The following is a 15,418-nucleotide window of genomic DNA, read 5'->3' on the forward strand; positions in this document are numbered from 1 at the left end:
CCCTGCCGCCGGGGAGCCCCGTGAAGCGGAGGACATGCCGTTCCCTGCTGCGCTCGATGTCGCGGAGGCACGAATCGACTGTCGACTCCGCGTTCGGAGACTCGGAGTAGAAGCTCTTCTCGAGAGAGCACTCGTACGGGCCGTGCTCACGAGCGATGACATGAGCCGTACGGCTGCGGAGAAGGATCTCGGCACGGGCCAGTCGAGCACACAGGCTCTGCCGCAGCGCTTCATCTGCGTCGCAGACCGCTCGGACGTCCTCGAACGAGACTCCGTCCGCGAACGAGTCGTCCCCGTCGTGCGGAGCCCGCTGGAAGTAGCGGGCGTACCCGGAGAAGCGGTAGTAGTTCTGCGCGGCCAGGTAGCTCGTGCAGGCCTCCCCGTCGGCGATGCCGAGCCCGCGGTCACGGAGGAGCTGGACCTGCTGCTTCCACGACAGGCTCGGTCTCCGTGCCATCGCAGTACCTCGGTGCCGAAGAAAAAGGCCCCTCCCATGTGAGCATCGCGGAGAGGCTTGGGAGGGGGTCGATCGGATCGAATCTACCAGGCGTCCCTCAGCCGTGGTCCCTGCGGCGCCACTCGACCAGCAGGTGGCACGAGTGCTGATCGGACCATCGCCGCAGGACGGAGAGGGCCGACCGCCGCGGCGCCGAACGCTGCGGGTCTTCGAAGGCGCGGGGCGGGCGAGTACTCTCGGGAGCCTCATGGCACGCGACAACGAACCGACCGTCACCCTCACCGATCCGCTCGAGGAGCGCCTGCGCGCGCAGGTCGCCCGCGAGGGGGAGCGCAGCGTCGCCCTGCGATCAGCGGCCCTGCTCACCGGCGGCTACGAGGGCGAGTCCTTCCTCCTCACCGTGGGCGGCGAGCACGCCGACGGGATCCTCAAGGGAGCGCCCTCCCTCTACTGGCCCGAGCTCTGGGGCGCCCGCGCGCTCCTCTACGTCTGGGACGACGACGCCGCCGACGCGGTGACCGCCGGACTCGCGAACCCCTCCTGGCGCGTCCGCGAGATGTGCGCCCGCGTCTGCGCCGAGCGCGTGCTGGGCGGGCAGAAGAAGCTGTCCCGCCTGACCACCGACGAGCACCCCCGGGTCCGCGCGGCCGGAGCGCGCGCTCTCGTGGCGGCCGCTCTGGCGGGGATCTCCTCCGGTCGCGACGCGAAGGGCGAGTTCGCGGCGAGCGTCGAGGCCGTCCTGACGGGCATGCTCCGCGACCCGGACCGCGACGTCCGCCGCGCCGCGCAGCAGTCGGCCGACGCGCTGCGGGACGCCCGCTCAGCCTGAGCGGACCGTCCGCCGGCGGTCGAGGCGTCGCGAAGGGCCGCCTCCCGGCTCGGATGACGACCGTTCGTGACGCCTCGGAGCCCCGGGGGCTCAGCCGACCAGGTGCGTCGCGCGCTCGAAGGCGCGCTTCAGCTCGTCGCGCTTGCGGGGCTGGCTCATCGCCCGCTGGCCGGGGCTCCACGAGTCGATGACCGTCGGGCCGTCGACCAGGTACGGCTCGATGTTCTTCTTCCAGCCGCTGGTCGGCGCGGTCCCGGCGTTGACGACGACCCGCAGGTCGGGGAGCAGCGGCAGGAGCCGACGCAGCTCCATCGCGCCCTGCCGCACCTCGTCCGCGTCGGGGGCGCCGTCGAGCTGCCACGGCACGATGTTCCAGACCAGGGTGCGGGCGTGCAGTCCGACCTCGTCGCGGAGGGTCCAGGTCGAGGCGGCGGTCGCGTCGTCGTTGTCGACCGAGACGAAGCCGGAGCCGTCGGGGCCGGTCGACATCGGTCCCGGGGCCTCCAGCACGATGAGCGCACGCGCCTCGACGCCGGCCTCGGCCGGGTCGAAGTCGGGCACCACGGCACCCGGATGCCTGCGGGTGCGCCGGGCGAGGAGCTCCTCGCGGAACGCCCGGAGGGGCTGCACCGAGGGCTCGTCCTCGAGCAGGGCCCGGCGCTCGTCGAGGGCGGAGCGGTCGCGGAAGCCGTACGGCTCGGTCAGGAACACCCTCCGAGGCTAGTCGCGATCCGCCCAGCCGCGGCGGGCGGGCCTGCGGGCGCCCTCCTGGGTGACCCCGGCAGGGCCTGGCTCGCGCCGCCCCCGGCTCCTACGGTCTGACTGCAGTCGAGAATCTGGACCGGAGGGGGTCACCGTGTCGGACGAGCCGTCAGTGAGCATCGGGGTTCCGTACGTCGAAGGGGGGTCGTCGCCGCAGGTGCTGGACGTGTACAGCAGGTCGGTGTCCCCGGCCGAGGACGCTGCTCGGCCGGCCGTCGTGCTGATCCACGGCGGCGGGTGGTTCCGGGGGGACAAGAGCAAGGAGCGGGCGCTCGCGACGATGCTGGTCGACGCCGGCTACCTCGTGTTCGCGGCGGACTACCGCGAGGCTCCGGACTCGGTCTTCCCGGCCAGCAGGGACGACGTGCTCGCCGCGGAGCGGTGGGCGGTCGCGTCCGAGTGGGCGTTCGACCGGAGCAGGCTGGCGTTCTTCGGCGGATCGGCGGGCGGGAACCTGGTCGTGGAGGCCGCGATCGCCACCGGTCGGCCCGCCGTCAGCTGGTCGGGGATGTTCGACCTCCTCGGCATCGTCGAGGCGACCGACGACCTCCCGGCCACGCCGACGACGCAGGACCTCGACGCCATGAAGAGCGCCGACATCAACCAGACCGGCCGGAACGACGCCTTCCTGCGCTGGACGATCCTCAACGAGGTCGGGGGCGACCGCGGGCTGCTCACCGCCGCCTCCACGACGCGCCACGCCTCCCCGGACGGCGGGCCGGTGTTCCTGGCCAACTCGCTCGGCGAGTTCGTCCCCGTGAGCGACGCGCAGGCCATGCAGGCGGCGCTCTCCGCGGTCGGAGTCGCCAGCACGCTGCAGCTGATCCCGGGCACCCGTCACGCCGAGGGGTACACGGAGGCGGCCATCGGCCCCTCGCTCGCCTTCCTCCGCGACGCCCTCCCGTCGGCCCGAGCATGACGACGACGGAGTTCGCCGGAGTCGGAAACGTCTTCTACTTCGTCGACGACCTCGACGCCGCGATCGCCTGGTACTCGGCGCGGCTCGGGCGCGAGCCCGTCGTCCGCGGCGGGGCGCTCGTGGCCTACGACCTGGACGGCACCCGCCTGACGCTGCACGAGCGGGACGAGCTGAACCGGCCCGGACCCGACGGCACGAGCCCGTACTGGACGGTCCCCGACGTCGACGCCGTCGTCGCCGACTGGACGGCGAACGGCGCCGTCGCCCACCGCGGTCCGAAGACGGTGTTCACGGGGGAGCGGCTGTGCCAGCTGCTGGACCCGTTCGGCAACCTCTTCTCGGTGCGGCAGGCCGTGCCCCGTGACTGAGGACGTCGCTCCGGCTCCCGCCGCCCCGGCGCAGACGTCCGCGCCGACGCAGCCGTCGGCCTGGGCGCCCATGGCGATCACCGCCTTCCGCGTGCTGTGGTTCGCCCAGCTGGGCAGCAACATCGGCACCTGGATGCAGACCGTCGGAGCCCAGTGGTACCTGGTCGAGGCGGCCGCGGGCGCGGCGGTCGTCGCGCTCGTGCAGACAGCGAGCCTGGCGCCCTCGATCCTCGTCGCCCTCCCCGCGGGCGTGCTGGCCGACTCGCTCGACCGGCGGCGGCTGCTCATCTGGGGGTCGTCGGCCAGCGCGCTGCTGGCGGCCGCTCTGACGGTCGTGGCGGCGGTCGGCGCGCTGACGCCGTGGACGATCCTGGCCTTCACCTTCCTGCTCGGCATCACCTCCACCCTGACCTCGCCGGCCTGGCAGGCGATCCAGCCGGAGCTCGTGCCCCGGAACCTGATCGCGGCGTCGTCGGCCCTCGGCGGCGTGACCGTGAACGGCGCCCGCGCGGTCGGCCCGGCCCTGGCGGGAGTCGTCCTCTCGGCGTTCGGCGCTCCGGTGGTCTTCGGCATCAACGCCCTGAGCTTCATCGGCGCCGTGCTCGCCCTGCTCTGGTGGAAGCGGCCGGCGCAGACCGGCCTCGACGACCGCGAGCAGTTCGGCGCCGCGCTGAAGGGAGGGATCCGGTACGTCGCCTCCGCGCACCTCGTCCGCCGGATCCTCCTCCGCTCCGCGCTCTTCGCCCTGCCCGCCAGTGCGCTCTGGGCGCTGCTGCCGCTCACCGCGAAGCGCCTCCAGCTCGACTCCAGCGGCTACGGCTTCCTCCTCGGGGCCCTCGGTGCCGGCGCCGTGCTCGGCGTCTTCGCCCTGCCGCTCGCCCGCCGGAAGCTCTCGGACGACGTCGTGATCGGGGCGAGCGCCGTGCTGTTCGCGGCGGGGACGCTCGCGGCGGCCTTCCTGCCCCTCGTCCCGGCGCTGCTGCTGCTGGTCCTCGCGGGGCTGGCCTGGATCGGCACCCTCACCGTGCTGAACGCGGCGCTGCAGCTCACGCTGCCGCAGTGGGTGCGGTCCCGCGGAGCCTCGATCTACATCCTGGTCTTCATGGGGACCATGGCGGTCGGCTCGATCGGCTGGGGTCTGGCCGCGCAGGTGCTCGGCACCGCGCCCGCGTACGCCGCGGCGGCCGCTCTGCTCCTCCTCGTGGCGGCCAGCGTGCGGGTGCTGCCCCTGCTGCCGGGGACGGGCACCGTCGACCGCAGCATCTCGATGTCGTGGCCCACGCCCACGCTGGTGTTCGAGCCGGAGCCGACGGACGGGCCGGTGATGGTGCAGATCTCGTGGACGGTCCGCCCCGGCTCCCTCGCGGACTTCCGATCGGCCATGCGGCTGCTGGAGAGCTCCCGCCGCCGGACCGGCGCCTCGCGGTGGGCGCTCTACCGGAGCGGGGAGGAGGCCGACGTGCAGCTGGAGACGTTCATGGTGCCCTCGTGGGGCGAGTTCCGGCGGCAGGAGACCCAGCGGCTCACCGGCCGCGACCGCGAGATCCGCGCGGCGGCGCTGACCCACGCCGACGGCGATCCTGTCGAGCGGCACTTCTTCCCGAGCGCGACGCCCTCCTCCTGAGAGAGGGAGCGGCGGCGAGCCGTCCCCGCGATCGTCGAGACGGCCGGCGAGCGGTGTCCCGGCGGCAGGCGGACGCCTCGCCGCGCGTCCCGGGCGCGAGGGCGGAGGTGCGCTGCGGTCAGCCGCCGACGGTGGAGCCGAAGCCGGACTTGCCGGAGGAGCCGAAGCCGCCGGAGAGGGTCGCCTTCGAGCCGACGGTCGAGCCGGCCGGTGCACGCTGCACGACGTCGGGCTGGGTCGCTCCGCGGGCCGCGAAGCCGCCGGACGCGACGGGCGCCCAGCTGGTCGCCCGCGTCGAGTTCCAGCGCGAGGACGCGAAGATCAGCGGGCCGAGCCAGAAGCCGCCGGCGTAGTGCCCGCGGTACTCGTCGGTCGCCTCGCACAGCTGCTCGGGGTCGTCGCCGACCTCCTCGCCCTGCGCCTGGAGCTGGGCGATCTGCTCCCGCACGTCGGCGAGGCAGTCCTCGCGGCTCGCGTAGACGGGGCGCTCGGCGTTCTCGGGGATGACGTAGTCCTGGCCGTCGGCTCCCGTGGCGACGACGCCGTCGGTCGAGGGGCCGCCGTTCGCGAGGGCGACGGCGAGTCCGACCGCGCCGACCGCGACCGCGCCGCCGATGAGCAGGCCGCGGCGGTTCTTCGCGATGCCGCTGATGCCGACGCTCCGGGAGCGGTGGGGAGCGGTGCGGGTGGAGCCGTCGCCGGACCCGCTGCTCGTTCCGCCGCTCGGCGTGCCGGAGCCCGCCCCGGGCTCGCGGCTGCCCCAGTCGTTCCCGGAGCTCGGCGTCCCCGAATCGCCGGGGGTGCGGTCGTCGTCCGTCATCGGGTCTCCTCGTCCTGCGGGCGGGCCGCGCGGGTGTCCTGCGGCCGGTCGTGCTCGGGGGCGCCGTACTCGGGCGCGGGGGTGCCGGGCGCGGGAGCGCCGTAGGCGGGGGTGGCGCCGTGCCCGGGGCGGGAGGCGGCCGACGCGCCGTCCGCGGCCGTCGCGACCCCGTCGCTCCGTCCGCCCTCGATGTAGTGGGGGACGAACTCCGCCAGGTCGCCGGTGATCAGGCCGCTCGTCTCGCGCACGTCGATGCCGGCCGGGGTCTCGCCGACGATCCAGCTGCCGATGACGACGGTCTTCCCGTCGACCCGGGCCAGCTCGGCGCGCTCCTGGTGGATGAAGCCCTCGGCGCCGTAGCTCCCGCCGTTCTCGGCGACGACCGAGCCGTCGGCGTCGAGGACCGTCACGTTAGCGCCCTCCCGGCCCAGGCGCGGCTTGCGCACCTGCGCGGTGCCGGGCAGCGGATGCACGGAGGCGGGCAGCAGGTTCGGGTGGCCGCGGAACATCTCCCACAGCACCACCAGCAGCTGCTTGTTGCTGAGCAGGAGCTTCCACGCCGGCTCGACCCAGCGGGTGCGCTCGCGCCGGTCGAGGAGGAGGCCGCCGAACTGCTCGCCGAGCATCCACTCCCACGGGTACAGCTTGAAGACGTGGCGGATCGGCTCGCCGTCGCCGTCGAGGAAGCCGGCGCCGTCGAGCTCGTAGCGGATGTCCTCGACGAAGATCAGCTTGGGGTCGAAGCCGGCCTGCGCCGCGGTCTCGGCCATGTAGGCGACGGTGTCGGCGTCCTCGACGATCAGCTCGCCGTCTCCGGAGTCGTGCAGCGACGCGAGGTGCAGCCGGGCGCCCTCGTCGAGGCTCCAGCGCTCGAGGCGGAGGTGGCGCCACTGCTCGACGAGCTGCTCGTGCAGGCTGTTGAACTGGTCGGCGTCGGGACCCTTCGTCTCGACGAGCCACTGCCACTGGGCCGCGGCCGTCTCGACCAGCGAGGTCGGGGTGTCGGCGTTGAACTCGAGTAGCCTCACCGCGCCCGCGCCGTCGTAGGCGAGATCGAAGCGGCCGTAGACCGTGGGGTCGTCCTCATCCCACGAGGTGCGCACCAGGTCGTGGAAGCGGGGCGGGATGCCGAACTCGGCGAAGCGGCCCTTCCGCACCACGAGCTCGCACGCCTCCATGCAGAGGTCGAAGAGCTCCGAGGTCGTGCGCTCGAGCAGGTCGATCTCGGCGGGCTCGAAGGAGTAGGCCGCGGACTCGTTCCAGTAGGGGCGGCCGCCCTCGGAGGGGAGGTCGTAGAAGCTGAAGCCGATCTCGTCGCAGCGGGCTCGCCAGTCCGGTCGCGGAGTGAGGGTGTGTCTGCGCATGATGTCCGGCAAGTGTAGGTCGGGCGTCCGCGTGAGGGCAGGGGGTGGCGCCGTCCTCCGCGCTAGCCTCGACGGGAGCGAAAGGCCGTGCCATGACCGCACCCCTCCCGCTCGCGGGCGTCCGCGTCCTCGAGCTCGGCAACTTCATCGCGGCGCCCACCGCGGGCCGGCTGCTCGCCGACTTCGGCGCCGAGGTGATCAAGGTGGAGCGGCCCGGCACGGGGGACGAGCTGCGCCGCTGGCGGCTGCACGAGGGGTCCGAGACCTCGCTCCTCTTCCACACGATCAACCGCAACAAGCGCTCGATCGCGCTCGACCTGCGCACGGACGAGGGGCGGGACGCCGTCCGCCGCCTGGTCGCCGAGTGCGACGTGGTGCTCGAGAACTTCCGGCCGGGCACGCTCGAGCGCTGGGGGATCGGGCCGGCCGTGCTCGACGAGGCCCGGCCCGGCATCGTGATCGGCCGCATCTCCGCCTTCGGGCAGACCGGCCCGCTGTCGGCCCGGCCCGGGTTCGCGGCGGTCGCGGAGGCGATGGGCGGGTTCCGCGAGCTGGTCGGCGACCCGGACCGGCCGCCCGTGCGCGTGGGCGTCTCGATCGGCGACTCGATCGCCGGGCTGTACGCGGGCTACGGAGTGATGATGGCGCTGTTCCAGCGCGAGACCCGCCGCTCCGCGGGGCTGGATCCGGCACCGCTGGCGGAGCGGGTCGTCGACGTGGCGCTGCACGAGGCGATGTTCTCGATGACGGAGTCGCTGATCCCCGATTTCCAGGCGCACGGCATCGTCCGGGAGCGCGTCGGCGGGCGGATGGAGGGCATCGCCCCGACCAACGCCTACACCTGCGCCGACGGGGCGAGCATCGTGATCGCGGGGAACGCGGACGCGATCTTCCAGCGGCTGATGGCGGTGATCGGCCGCGCCGACCTGGGCGAGGACCCGGCGCTCGCCTCGAACGAGCAGCGCTGGGCCCGGCGCGACGAGCTGGACGCGGCGATCGGCGTGTGGACGGCGCGCCGCACCGCCGCCGAGGCGCTCGCGGTCCTCGACGACGAGGGCGTCCCCTCCGGCCCGATCTACACGGCCGCCGACATCAGCGCGAGCGAGCAGTACGCGGCGCGCGACATGATCCAGGTCTTCGACGTCGAGGACGCCGGCGGCACCCTGCGCGGCGTGGGCTTCCCGGGGATCGTGCCGGTGCTCGGCGGCCGCTCCCTCCCCATCCGCTCGCTCGCGCCCGACCTGGGCCAGGACACCGAGGAGGTGCTGGGGATGCTCCGGCGCACCGGTCCCGCTGCTCCCTCCGCCGGCGGGGCTGCTGCTGCAGCTCCGGCCGCTGCTGCTGCTCCCTCCGCCGCCGCTGCCGAGGAGGCCGGCCGGTGACCGCGCTCGCCTCCGCGCGCCTGCGCGACGTCACCCTCCGCGACGGCCTGCAGCTCACCGGCAAGCTCCTGACGACCGAGCGCAAGGTCGACCTCGCGCGCACGCTGCTCGCCGCGGGAGTGCCCGAGCTCGAGATCGGCTCGCTCGCGCGCAGCGACCTCGTCCCTCCGATGGCCGACACCCTCGACGTGATCGCCGCGCTCACTCCCGAGGAGCTGGAGCGGTGCTGGGTGTGGGTCGCGACTCCGCGCCACGTCGAGCGTGCGGCCGCCGCGGGGGCGCGCCGCTTCCAGTACTGCTTCTCGGCGTCCGACTCGCACAACCTCGCCAACGTCGGCAGGCCGACCGAGGCGAGCATGGCCGCGATGCCGGAGGCGGTCGCGCTCGCCGAGAGCGTCGGCGGGCGGATCCAGCTGTGCATCGCCACCTCCTTCACCTGCCCGTTCGAGGGCCCGGTCGACCCGGAGCGCGTGCTCGCGATCGCGCGCGACCCGCGAGCGGAGGGAGCGGCCGACGTGGTCGTCTGCGACACGCTCGGGCAGGCGCACGCCGGCCAGGTGGCGTCGCTCGTCTCGCGCGTGGCGGCGGAGACCCCGCCTCGCGAGATCGTGTTCCACGGGCACGACACCTGGGGCTCGGGCGTCGCGAACGCGATCGCCGCCGTGCAGGCCGGGGCCGCGGTGGTCGACGGCGCGCTCGGCGGCCTCGGCGGCTGCCCCTTCGCACCGGGCGCCAGCGGCAACACGGCGACCGAGGACCTCCTGTTCGCCCTGCGCCCCGACTGGTTCACGCCCGGCGCGCTCGCGGTCCTCGTCGGCGAGTCGGAGGCGCTGCTCGCCGAGCTCGGCGAGCCCGGCCGCTCGAAGGCCGCGCAGGGCGCCCGCTCGAACGCCCCCGCCTTCCCCTGGGCGCTCTGAGCGGATCGTCCCCCGCTCGCCGGTCCGAGGCGTCGCGAACGGCCGCCTCCCGCCGCGGAGGACGACCGTTCGTGACGCCTCGACAGCGTCGTGCGGGTCAGCGCGCGAGCAGCGCGCCGAGGCGTGCGCGCTTGGCGCGGAGGACGTCGACCAGGAGGGACCCGTCGGGTGCGGCGAGCCAGCGCTCCAGGGCGAGGTCGAAGAGGGCGGAGGCCGCGAGGGCGGCGAGGGCCGCGTCCTCCGGCGCGACTCCGGCGTCGACGAGGGCGGCGCGCATGCTCTCGGCGAGGGCGGCCGACTTCAGGAGCTCGCGCTCGCGCAGCTGCGGCTCGGAGCGCACGACGGCATGGCGGGCGGCGATCGGAGCGCGCCAGGTCTGGAGGTCGCCCGAGGCGGCCGCCTCGAGGCCGTGCATCACGAGGTCCATCGGCGCGAGGCCGGCGGGGGCGCCGGCGAGCAGGCGGCCGACGATCTCGGGGAACTCGCGCTCGCGGAGGAAGAGGACGTCGCGCTTGTCGGCGAAGTGGCGGAAGAAGGTGCGGGTGGTGAGCCCGGCGCGCTCCGCGATCGCGGGGACGGTGGTGCCCGCGTAGCCGTGCTCGGCGAAGAGCTCCATCGCCGCCTGCTCGAGGCGGAGGGCGGCGTCGGGGGCCCAGCGTGACATCCGCCCAGGATAGCTGACGACACGACGTGTCATCAGGAGTAGTGTGACGACACGTCCTGCCATCACTTCCGACTGGAGCCGCCCGTGCCCGAGAACGCCGCCGCCCTGCTGACCGCCCCGCGGGCCGGCCTCGTCGTCCGCCCCGCTCCGATGCCCGTCCCCGGTCCGGGGGAGGTCCTGCTGCGCAACCGCGCCCTGGCCGTGAATCCGGTCGACGAGATGAAGCAGTGGACGGGCGATCTGATGTTCCGGTGGGTGCCGTACCCGGCGGTGCTCGGGGAGGACGTGGCCGGAGTGGTCGAGGCGGTCGGCCCTGGAGTCACGCGCTTCGCCGTCGGCGACCGGGTCGTCGCGTACGCGGTCGGGATGGAGCGCGGGCGGCGGAACCGCGACGAGGGCGCCTTCCAGGAGTACACGGTCGTGCGCGAGGACCTGGCGGCGCCGATCCCCGACCGGCTGGGCTTCGAGGAGGCGGCGGTGCTGCCGCTCGCGGTCTCGACGGCGGCGACGGCGCTGTTCCAGCGGGACCACCTCGCCCTGCCGCACCCGAGCGTCCCGGTCCGGCCGACGGGCAGGACGGTCGTGGTCTGGGGCGGGACGACGAGCGTGGGGAGCAACGCGATCCAGCTCGCCGTCGCCTCCGGGCACCGCGTGGCGACGACCGCGTCCCCCCGCAACCACGAGCGGATGCGCGAGCTGGGCGCCGAGATCGTGCTCGACTACCGCAGCCCCACCGTCGTCGCCGACCTGGTGGCGGCGCTCGCGGGCCACGAGGTCGCGGGGGTGCTCGCGATCGGGACGGGCTCCGGTGCTCCGTCGGTGGCGGTGGCCGCGGCCACCGGAGCGCGACGCGTCGCCCTGGCCAGCCCCTCCGTCTCGTTCGGCTCGCTCCCGCGTCGGCGCGGTGTCAGCGCCGCCTTCGTGCGGACGATGCTGCGCCTGGTCGGCGGCACCGCGGCGCTGCAGATCGCGGCCCGTCGACGCGGCATCCGCGCCCGCTTCGTCTGGGGCGGCTCGCTGATGACGAACGAGGTGGGGCCGATGCTGTGGCGCGACCACCTGCCGGCGGCGCTCGCCGAGGGCCGTCACGTCTGCGCCCCGGCGCCCGAGGTGGTGGGGGAGGGGCTCGCCGCGCTGCAGCCCGCCCTCGACCGGCTGCACGAGGGTGTGTCGGCGGTGAAGCTGGTCGTCCGGCTCTGAGGGGCGGGCTCCGGCAGGCCGGGCTCCGGACCGGCCCCGTGCGGAGGGATCGGGCGGGGTCCGGCGCCGAGCGACCAGCCCGAGAATCAGGCCGGTTCCTCCGGCCCTCCGGCGACCGCCGCAGCCGCTCCGCCCGAGCCGTGCCGCCGAGTGGCCGCAGCGCCGGAGCCTCGGTATCGTGGCGCGCTCCGACGCGACCCGAGGAGACCCCGTGATCCGCCGCACCGCCCCCGGAGCCGCCGCGCTCCTCCTGCTCGCCCTGACCGGCTGCTCCGCAGGGTCGTCGCCCGCGGCGTCCCCGTCCGCCACTCCGGAGCCGGTCGGCGGCCTGGGGGTCGCCGTCTCGGCGCTCTGCGAGGCCGGCTCCGATCCGCAGTGCGTCCCGGTCGGCGGGCAGGACGTCCTCGTCGATCCCGAGGACTTCACCCGCGGGGGCGTCGCCGCGGTCGAGGCGGATCCGAGCACGGGGGTCGTCGACGTCCGGTTCGACGAGGCGGGCGCCGCCCTCCTGCGCCGCGGCTCGCAGGCGGCCATCGACGAGGGGGCCGACGCCCGGCTCCTCCTCCGCGTGGGCGACCGGGTCGAGTCTGCGCTCTCCGTGATGCAGCCGATCGAGGGCGACACCGTGCAGATCGTTCCCGCGGAGGGCGACGCGCAGGGGCTGGTCGACCGGATCCTCGCCGGCTGACGCCCGCCTAGGATCGGCGCATGGCGAAGGGTTTCCGCACGGAGCGCGCGCAGGCGCTCCTCCTCGCGCAGCCCTGGGCGCTCTCGCTGGTGAGCGCCGTCTTCGTGGCGGGGATGCTCTGGCTGGCGGCGGACGCGGGCTGGGATCTCGGCGCGGTCGTTGGCGGCGGACGCCGGCACGCGCCGCTGTGGCTGGTGCTCCTGCTCGGCCTGCCGCTGTTCGGCGCCGGAGTGGTGCTCGGCGCGGTCCGGCAGGTGCGGCTCCTGCGGCGGCCGGCGGCGCCGCCCGTCCCGAGTCCGGAGGCGGAGCGGCTGCGGCGCGAGGGCCCGGGCTGGCTCAGCCGGCGCGAGGACGAGCGAGCGGCGCAGGGCGGGACCGGGAGCGCGCAGGGCGGCACCGGCGGCACACCGGACGTGATCGGCAGCGCTCCCGACGGCACGGACGACCCGCGCGACGAGGCCCGCTGACCGCGCCTCAGAGGTGCAGCATCCCCCAGTCGATGATCACGGCCAGCGCCGTGTAGGCCGCGGCCACTGCTCCGACCGCCTTGCCCGCGCGGTCGAGGTCGGCCTGCGGGTCCGGACCGGCGTCGGCGACGACCCGGAGCAGCGCTCCGACCAGCGCGATCAGCGTGATCGCCAGGATCCAGACCTTGAGCGACGCGTGCGGATCGACATGCGCGAGCGTCAGCGCGACGACCGGCACCGCCACCACGAGCACCGACGCCAGCACCAGGAGGCAGCCGCGCCGGGTGAGGCCGGTCGGCCCGAAGGAGCCGCCGCGCATCCAGGCGCGCACGCGCTGCCTCCGCGACGCGGGCGGACCGCCGGCGGAGTCCGCGTCGGTCGAGGGCCCCCAGTCCTGCGCGGTCGTCATCGCGCGGTGCCGGAGCGGTCGGGAGTCGGGCTGGGCCGCATCGGGTCCTCCAGGAGACGAGGGGGCACGTCGGACGGTGGTGCCGACCCCTCAGTCTCGGGAGCGCCTCCGGCAGCGGCAAGCGCCTCTTCCGGACATGTCCGGAAGAGGACGCTCAGGCCCGTCCCTGCAGGATCAGGTTCCAGTACACCCACGGCAGGACGCGGCGGTCGGCGAGGTAGGTGAGGCGCCGCTCCTTCGCCAGGCCCGTCCAGAAGGGGACGGTCGGCTTCGGGCGGTAGCGGTCGTCGAACTCGGCGAACACGACGCTCGACCGCGAGACCACGAAGGGGCAGACGGAGTAGCCGTTGTAGACGCGGGGGAGCGGGCGCCCCTTCTGCGCGGCGACGAGGTTCTTCGCGAGCGTGGTGGTCTGCTGGCGCAGTGCTCCTCCGGACTTCGAGTTGACCGTGGCCGCCGCGTCGCCGAGCGCCCACACGTCGGGGAACCGCGGGTGCCGCAGGGTCAGTGGGTCGACCTCGACGAAGCCGCCCTCGTCGCCCTCGGCGGCCAGTCCGGTGCCGGCCAGCCAGTCGGGGGCCGACTGCGGGGGCACGGCGTGCAGCACGTCGTACGACAGCGTCTCGCGCGGGCCGTCGGTCGAGCGCCGCACGCGGTCGGGGCCGGGGAGGGCGGTCGCGCGCTCGTCGACGGCGAGGACGACCCGCCGCTCGGCCGCGTCGACCTCGACCAGCTCGCGGCCGTAGCGGACCTCGATCCCGTACTCCGCCACCTTCCGCTCGAGCTCGGAGTCGATCAGCGGCATCCCGAACAGGGTGGGGGTCGGCACGACGAGCACGACGCGGATGCGGTCGAGGACGCCGGTCGCGCGCCAGTAGTCGCAGGCGAGGTACATCGGCTTCTGCGAGGCGCCGGAGCAGGTGCCGGGGCCGCCGGGCTGCGTGAAGACGACGGTGCCGGAGCGGACATCGCGGAGCACCTGCGACGCCTTGCGGGCGTACTCGTACTCGTAGTTGGACACTCCGAACGGCGAGTCCATCGCCTCCTGGAGCCCGGGGACCGCGGCCCAGTCCTTCTGGATCCCGGGGCAGACGACGAGCTGCCCGTAGCCGACGGTGCGGCCGGAGAGGAGGGTGACCGTGTGCGCGACCGGGTCGATCGTCTCGACGCGGTCCTGGATCCAGACGACCCCCTTCGGCGTCACCGAGCCCTGGGGCCGGGTCGCCGCGGAGGCGGGTGCTGTGCCGCCCGCGACGTGGGAGAGCATCGGCTGGTAGACGTGGGTCGACCGGGGCTCGATCACCGCGACGTCGTCCACTCCGGAGCGCCGCAGCCGCCCCGCGGTCGAGAGTCCGGCGTTGCCGCCGCCGATGATGAGGACGTCGTGGCGGGCCGCGCCGGGATCGGTCATGGCCTCACCCTAGGGGCGCGCCGGGGCGAGCGGACGGGCTTGCGCAGACCCGCGGAAGGGGGGTGCGCTCGGAGTGCCCCGGGACGGTGATCCCGCACGGCCGCCCGGCTCGCGTCAGGCCGCCTCGAGCGCCTGGATCGCGGTCCTCGCGGTCGCGCAGGGGTAGGAGTCGTACCCGTCGTGGGCGTCGAAGGCGCGGCACTCGGCGCAGCGCAGCCGCACTCCGGCGCCGCCCTCGAGGACGCGCTCGGGGCGGTGCCCGTGCAGGATGACGGCGAGGCTCGCGACGAGGGGGTCGCTGCTCACCAGCGCGCTCCGCAGCGCCTCCGACCGGCGGCGGAGGTAGTCGTCCGCCACGGCGTCGATCGACTGCTCGGGGAGGTCCGGCTCGGGCCAGGAGGCGGGCCGCTCGACGGGCAGGTCGAGCTCGTCGAAGCCCATCGACCAGTCCGGGAAGCGGCGCTGCTCGTGCACGCTGGTCCAGACGGTGACCACGCCCTCGTGCCGCGGGTCGGCGAGGATCCGCGCGTAGAGCGAGCGCACGTCGGACTCCTCGCCCTCGAGCAGCTGCATCACGCGGCGGCCGCGGAAGACGAGCATCCCCGAGACGCCGTGCTCGACGTTGTTGCGGCGGCTCGTCTCGAGCAGCCGGCGGATCTCCCCCGAGCCCAGGTCGCGGTCGAGGGTGCTGACGTAGACGACGGTGAAGACGAGGGAGTCGCGCCGCGGCGAGTGCTCGACGAGGTGGAGCGTCGCGGGGGAGCGGGCGCCGGTCTCGGGGTCCATCAGGGCCGCGACCTCCGGGAACTCGAGCCAGATCAGGTCCTCCGGAGCGCTCGGCTCCACGGCGGTGACCGCCGGGACCGCGTCCAGCCACTGCGTCCGCTGGCGGAGGTCGGCGGCGACGGCCTTCTCGTCGAGCCCGGGCAGGAGGCCTGCGGCGCCGGAGACGAAGAGGCTCGTCGCGGAGTTGAGCAGCAGCGTCACGACCGTCGCGTGGCCGTCGCCGCCGAGCACGGGGAGCTCGACACTGTCGGTGCGGCCGTGGGCGGCGAGCCCGGAGGCGTAGGAGACGAGTGCGTCGGCGACCGCGTCCCCCACCTGGAAGGTCGCGCCGGCGTACTGGATCTGCTTCAC

General features: G+C 74.7%; 16 protein-coding genes and 1 pseudogene. 9 read left to right on the forward strand and 8 right to left on the reverse strand.

The window, feature by feature from the left end; translation table 11 throughout:
- Positions 1-55: 55 nt before the first annotated feature.
- Positions 56-706, reverse strand: a pseudogene (locus C5B92_RS17805) (Abi family protein); the annotation flags it as partial.
- On the opposite strand from C5B92_RS17805, the gene C5B92_RS04625 reads away from it, so the two are divergent.
- A complete protein-coding gene (locus C5B92_RS04625; RefSeq protein WP_258061259.1) occupies positions 705-1,286 on the forward strand; it encodes a HEAT repeat domain-containing protein in 582 nt (193 codons plus the stop codon). The pseudogene C5B92_RS17805 and the gene C5B92_RS04625 sit on opposite strands and share 2 nt — an antisense overlap.
- A gap of 90 nt (positions 1,287-1,376) precedes the next feature.
- Here C5B92_RS04625 and C5B92_RS04630 read toward each other — a convergent pair whose 3' ends face one another.
- Positions 1,377-1,997, reverse strand: coding sequence for a hypothetical protein (locus tag C5B92_RS04630; RefSeq protein WP_104255600.1), 621 nt, complete (start codon positions 1,995-1,997; stop codon positions 1,377-1,379).
- Positions 1,998-2,160: 163 nt separating this feature from the next.
- Here C5B92_RS04630 and C5B92_RS04635 point away from each other — a divergent pair, with 163 nt between their 5' ends.
- The 3 genes from C5B92_RS04635 to C5B92_RS04645 are packed head-to-tail and all read left to right on the forward strand — an operon-like array spanning position 2,161 to position 4,959.
- Positions 2,161-2,967 carry an alpha/beta hydrolase gene (locus C5B92_RS04635; protein WP_181028734.1) on the forward strand — a complete coding sequence of 269 codons (807 nt, stop codon included), beginning with the start codon at positions 2,161-2,163 and terminating at the stop codon, positions 2,965-2,967.
- The gene (locus C5B92_RS04640) at positions 2,964-3,335 is read left to right on the forward strand and encodes a VOC family protein (protein WP_104250023.1); all 372 of its coding nucleotides are present in this window, start codon (positions 2,964-2,966) and stop codon (positions 3,333-3,335) included. Before C5B92_RS04635 ends, C5B92_RS04640 begins: the two co-directional genes overlap by 4 nt.
- Entirely contained in the window at positions 3,328-4,959 is a 1,632-nt protein-coding gene (locus C5B92_RS04645; RefSeq protein WP_258061260.1) for an MFS transporter, read from the forward strand. Before C5B92_RS04640 ends, C5B92_RS04645 begins: the two co-directional genes overlap by 8 nt.
- 118 nt (positions 4,960-5,077) lie before the next feature.
- Here C5B92_RS04645 and C5B92_RS04650 read toward each other — a convergent pair whose 3' ends face one another.
- Together C5B92_RS04650 and C5B92_RS04655 are read right to left on the reverse strand one after the other, a co-directional pair.
- Positions 5,078-5,779, reverse strand: a complete 702-nt coding sequence (locus C5B92_RS04650; protein WP_104255603.1) for a hypothetical protein — start codon at positions 5,777-5,779, stop codon at positions 5,078-5,080.
- A complete protein-coding gene (locus C5B92_RS04655) occupies positions 5,776-7,143 on the reverse strand; it encodes a glutathionylspermidine synthase family protein (protein ID WP_146079255.1) in 1,368 nt (455 codons plus the stop codon). The genes C5B92_RS04650 and C5B92_RS04655 overlap by 4 nt, the downstream gene beginning before the upstream one ends.
- Positions 7,144-7,235: 92 nt before the next feature.
- Here C5B92_RS04655 and C5B92_RS04660 point away from each other — a divergent pair, with 92 nt between their 5' ends.
- Together C5B92_RS04660 and C5B92_RS04665 are read left to right on the forward strand one after the other, a co-directional pair.
- Entirely contained in the window at positions 7,236-8,525 is a 1,290-nt protein-coding gene (locus tag C5B92_RS04660; RefSeq protein WP_104350112.1) for a CaiB/BaiF CoA-transferase family protein, read from the forward strand.
- On the forward strand, positions 8,522-9,442 hold the full coding sequence (locus C5B92_RS04665) for a hydroxymethylglutaryl-CoA lyase (protein ID WP_181028735.1): 921 nt from the start codon (positions 8,522-8,524) through the stop codon (positions 9,440-9,442). The genes C5B92_RS04660 and C5B92_RS04665 overlap by 4 nt, the downstream gene beginning before the upstream one ends.
- A 97-nt stretch (positions 9,443-9,539) precedes the next feature.
- On the opposite strand, the gene C5B92_RS04670 is transcribed toward C5B92_RS04665, so the two are convergent.
- Positions 9,540-10,106, reverse strand: a complete 567-nt coding sequence (locus tag C5B92_RS04670) for a TetR/AcrR family transcriptional regulator (RefSeq protein WP_181028736.1) — start codon at positions 10,104-10,106, stop codon at positions 9,540-9,542.
- Positions 10,107-10,190: 84 nt separating this feature from the next.
- Here C5B92_RS04670 and C5B92_RS04675 point away from each other — a divergent pair, with 84 nt between their 5' ends.
- The 3 genes from C5B92_RS04675 (at position 10,191) to C5B92_RS04685 (ending at position 12,461) form a co-directional block, all read left to right on the forward strand.
- On the forward strand, positions 10,191-11,306 hold the full coding sequence (locus C5B92_RS04675; RefSeq protein ID WP_104255606.1) for a zinc-binding alcohol dehydrogenase family protein: 1,116 nt from the start codon (positions 10,191-10,193) through the stop codon (positions 11,304-11,306).
- Between the two features lie 211 nt (positions 11,307-11,517).
- Positions 11,518-11,994 (forward strand): hypothetical protein, encoded by a 477-nt coding sequence (locus C5B92_RS04680; protein ID WP_104255607.1) that lies wholly within the window; start codon positions 11,518-11,520, stop codon positions 11,992-11,994.
- Between the two features lie 20 nt (positions 11,995-12,014).
- Positions 12,015-12,461: a hypothetical protein gene (locus tag C5B92_RS04685; RefSeq protein ID WP_104255608.1), complete on the forward strand. Its 447-nt coding sequence runs from the start codon at positions 12,015-12,017 to the stop codon at positions 12,459-12,461.
- Positions 12,462-12,468: 7 nt separating this feature from the next.
- On the opposite strand, the gene C5B92_RS04690 is transcribed toward C5B92_RS04685, so the two are convergent.
- The 3 genes from C5B92_RS04690 to C5B92_RS04700 all read right to left on the reverse strand — a co-directional run bounded on the left by C5B92_RS04690 (position 12,469) and on the right by C5B92_RS04700 (position 15,418).
- Entirely contained in the window at positions 12,469-12,870 is a 402-nt protein-coding gene (locus tag C5B92_RS04690) for a hypothetical protein (RefSeq protein WP_104226999.1), read from the reverse strand.
- 154 nt (positions 12,871-13,024) lie between these two features.
- Complete coding sequence (locus C5B92_RS04695) at positions 13,025-14,281, reverse strand: NAD(P)/FAD-dependent oxidoreductase (protein ID WP_104255609.1); 1,257 nt, start codon at positions 14,279-14,281, stop codon at positions 13,025-13,027.
- A gap of 114 nt (positions 14,282-14,395) precedes the next feature.
- Positions 14,396-15,418 carry a BLUF domain-containing protein gene (locus tag C5B92_RS04700; protein WP_104234353.1) on the reverse strand — a complete coding sequence of 341 codons (1,023 nt, stop codon included), beginning with the start codon at positions 15,416-15,418 and terminating at the stop codon, positions 14,396-14,398.

The organism is Rathayibacter sp. AY1A4 (assembly GCF_002930955.1).
Taxonomy (GTDB): Bacteria; Actinomycetota; Actinomycetes; order Actinomycetales; family Microbacteriaceae; genus Rathayibacter.

Coding starts and splice junctions, on each gene's coding strand:
- C5B92_RS04640 (WP_104250023.1), top strand. CDS start 2,964: ATGACGACGACGGAGTTCGCCGGAGTCGGAAACGTCTTCTACTTCGTC.
- C5B92_RS04650 (WP_104255603.1), bottom strand. CDS start 5,779: ATGACGGACGACGACCGCACCCCCGGCGATTCGGGGACGCCGAGCTCC.
- C5B92_RS04660 (WP_104350112.1), top strand. CDS start 7,236: ATGACCGCACCCCTCCCGCTCGCGGGCGTCCGCGTCCTCGAGCTCGGC.
- C5B92_RS04690 (WP_104226999.1), bottom strand. CDS start 12,870: ATGACGACCGCGCAGGACTGGGGGCCCTCGACCGACGCGGACTCCGCC.
- C5B92_RS04695 (WP_104255609.1), bottom strand. CDS start 14,281: ATGACCGATCCCGGCGCGGCCCGCCACGACGTCCTCATCATCGGCGGC.
- C5B92_RS04625 (WP_258061259.1), top strand. CDS start 705: ATGGCACGCGACAACGAACCGACCGTCACCCTCACCGATCCGCTCGAG.
- C5B92_RS04655 (WP_146079255.1), bottom strand. CDS start 7,143: ATGCGCAGACACACCCTCACTCCGCGACCGGACTGGCGAGCCCGCTGC.
- C5B92_RS04685 (WP_104255608.1), top strand. CDS start 12,015: ATGGCGAAGGGTTTCCGCACGGAGCGCGCGCAGGCGCTCCTCCTCGCG.
- C5B92_RS04670 (WP_181028736.1), bottom strand. CDS start 10,106: ATGTCACGCTGGGCCCCCGACGCCGCCCTCCGCCTCGAGCAGGCGGCG.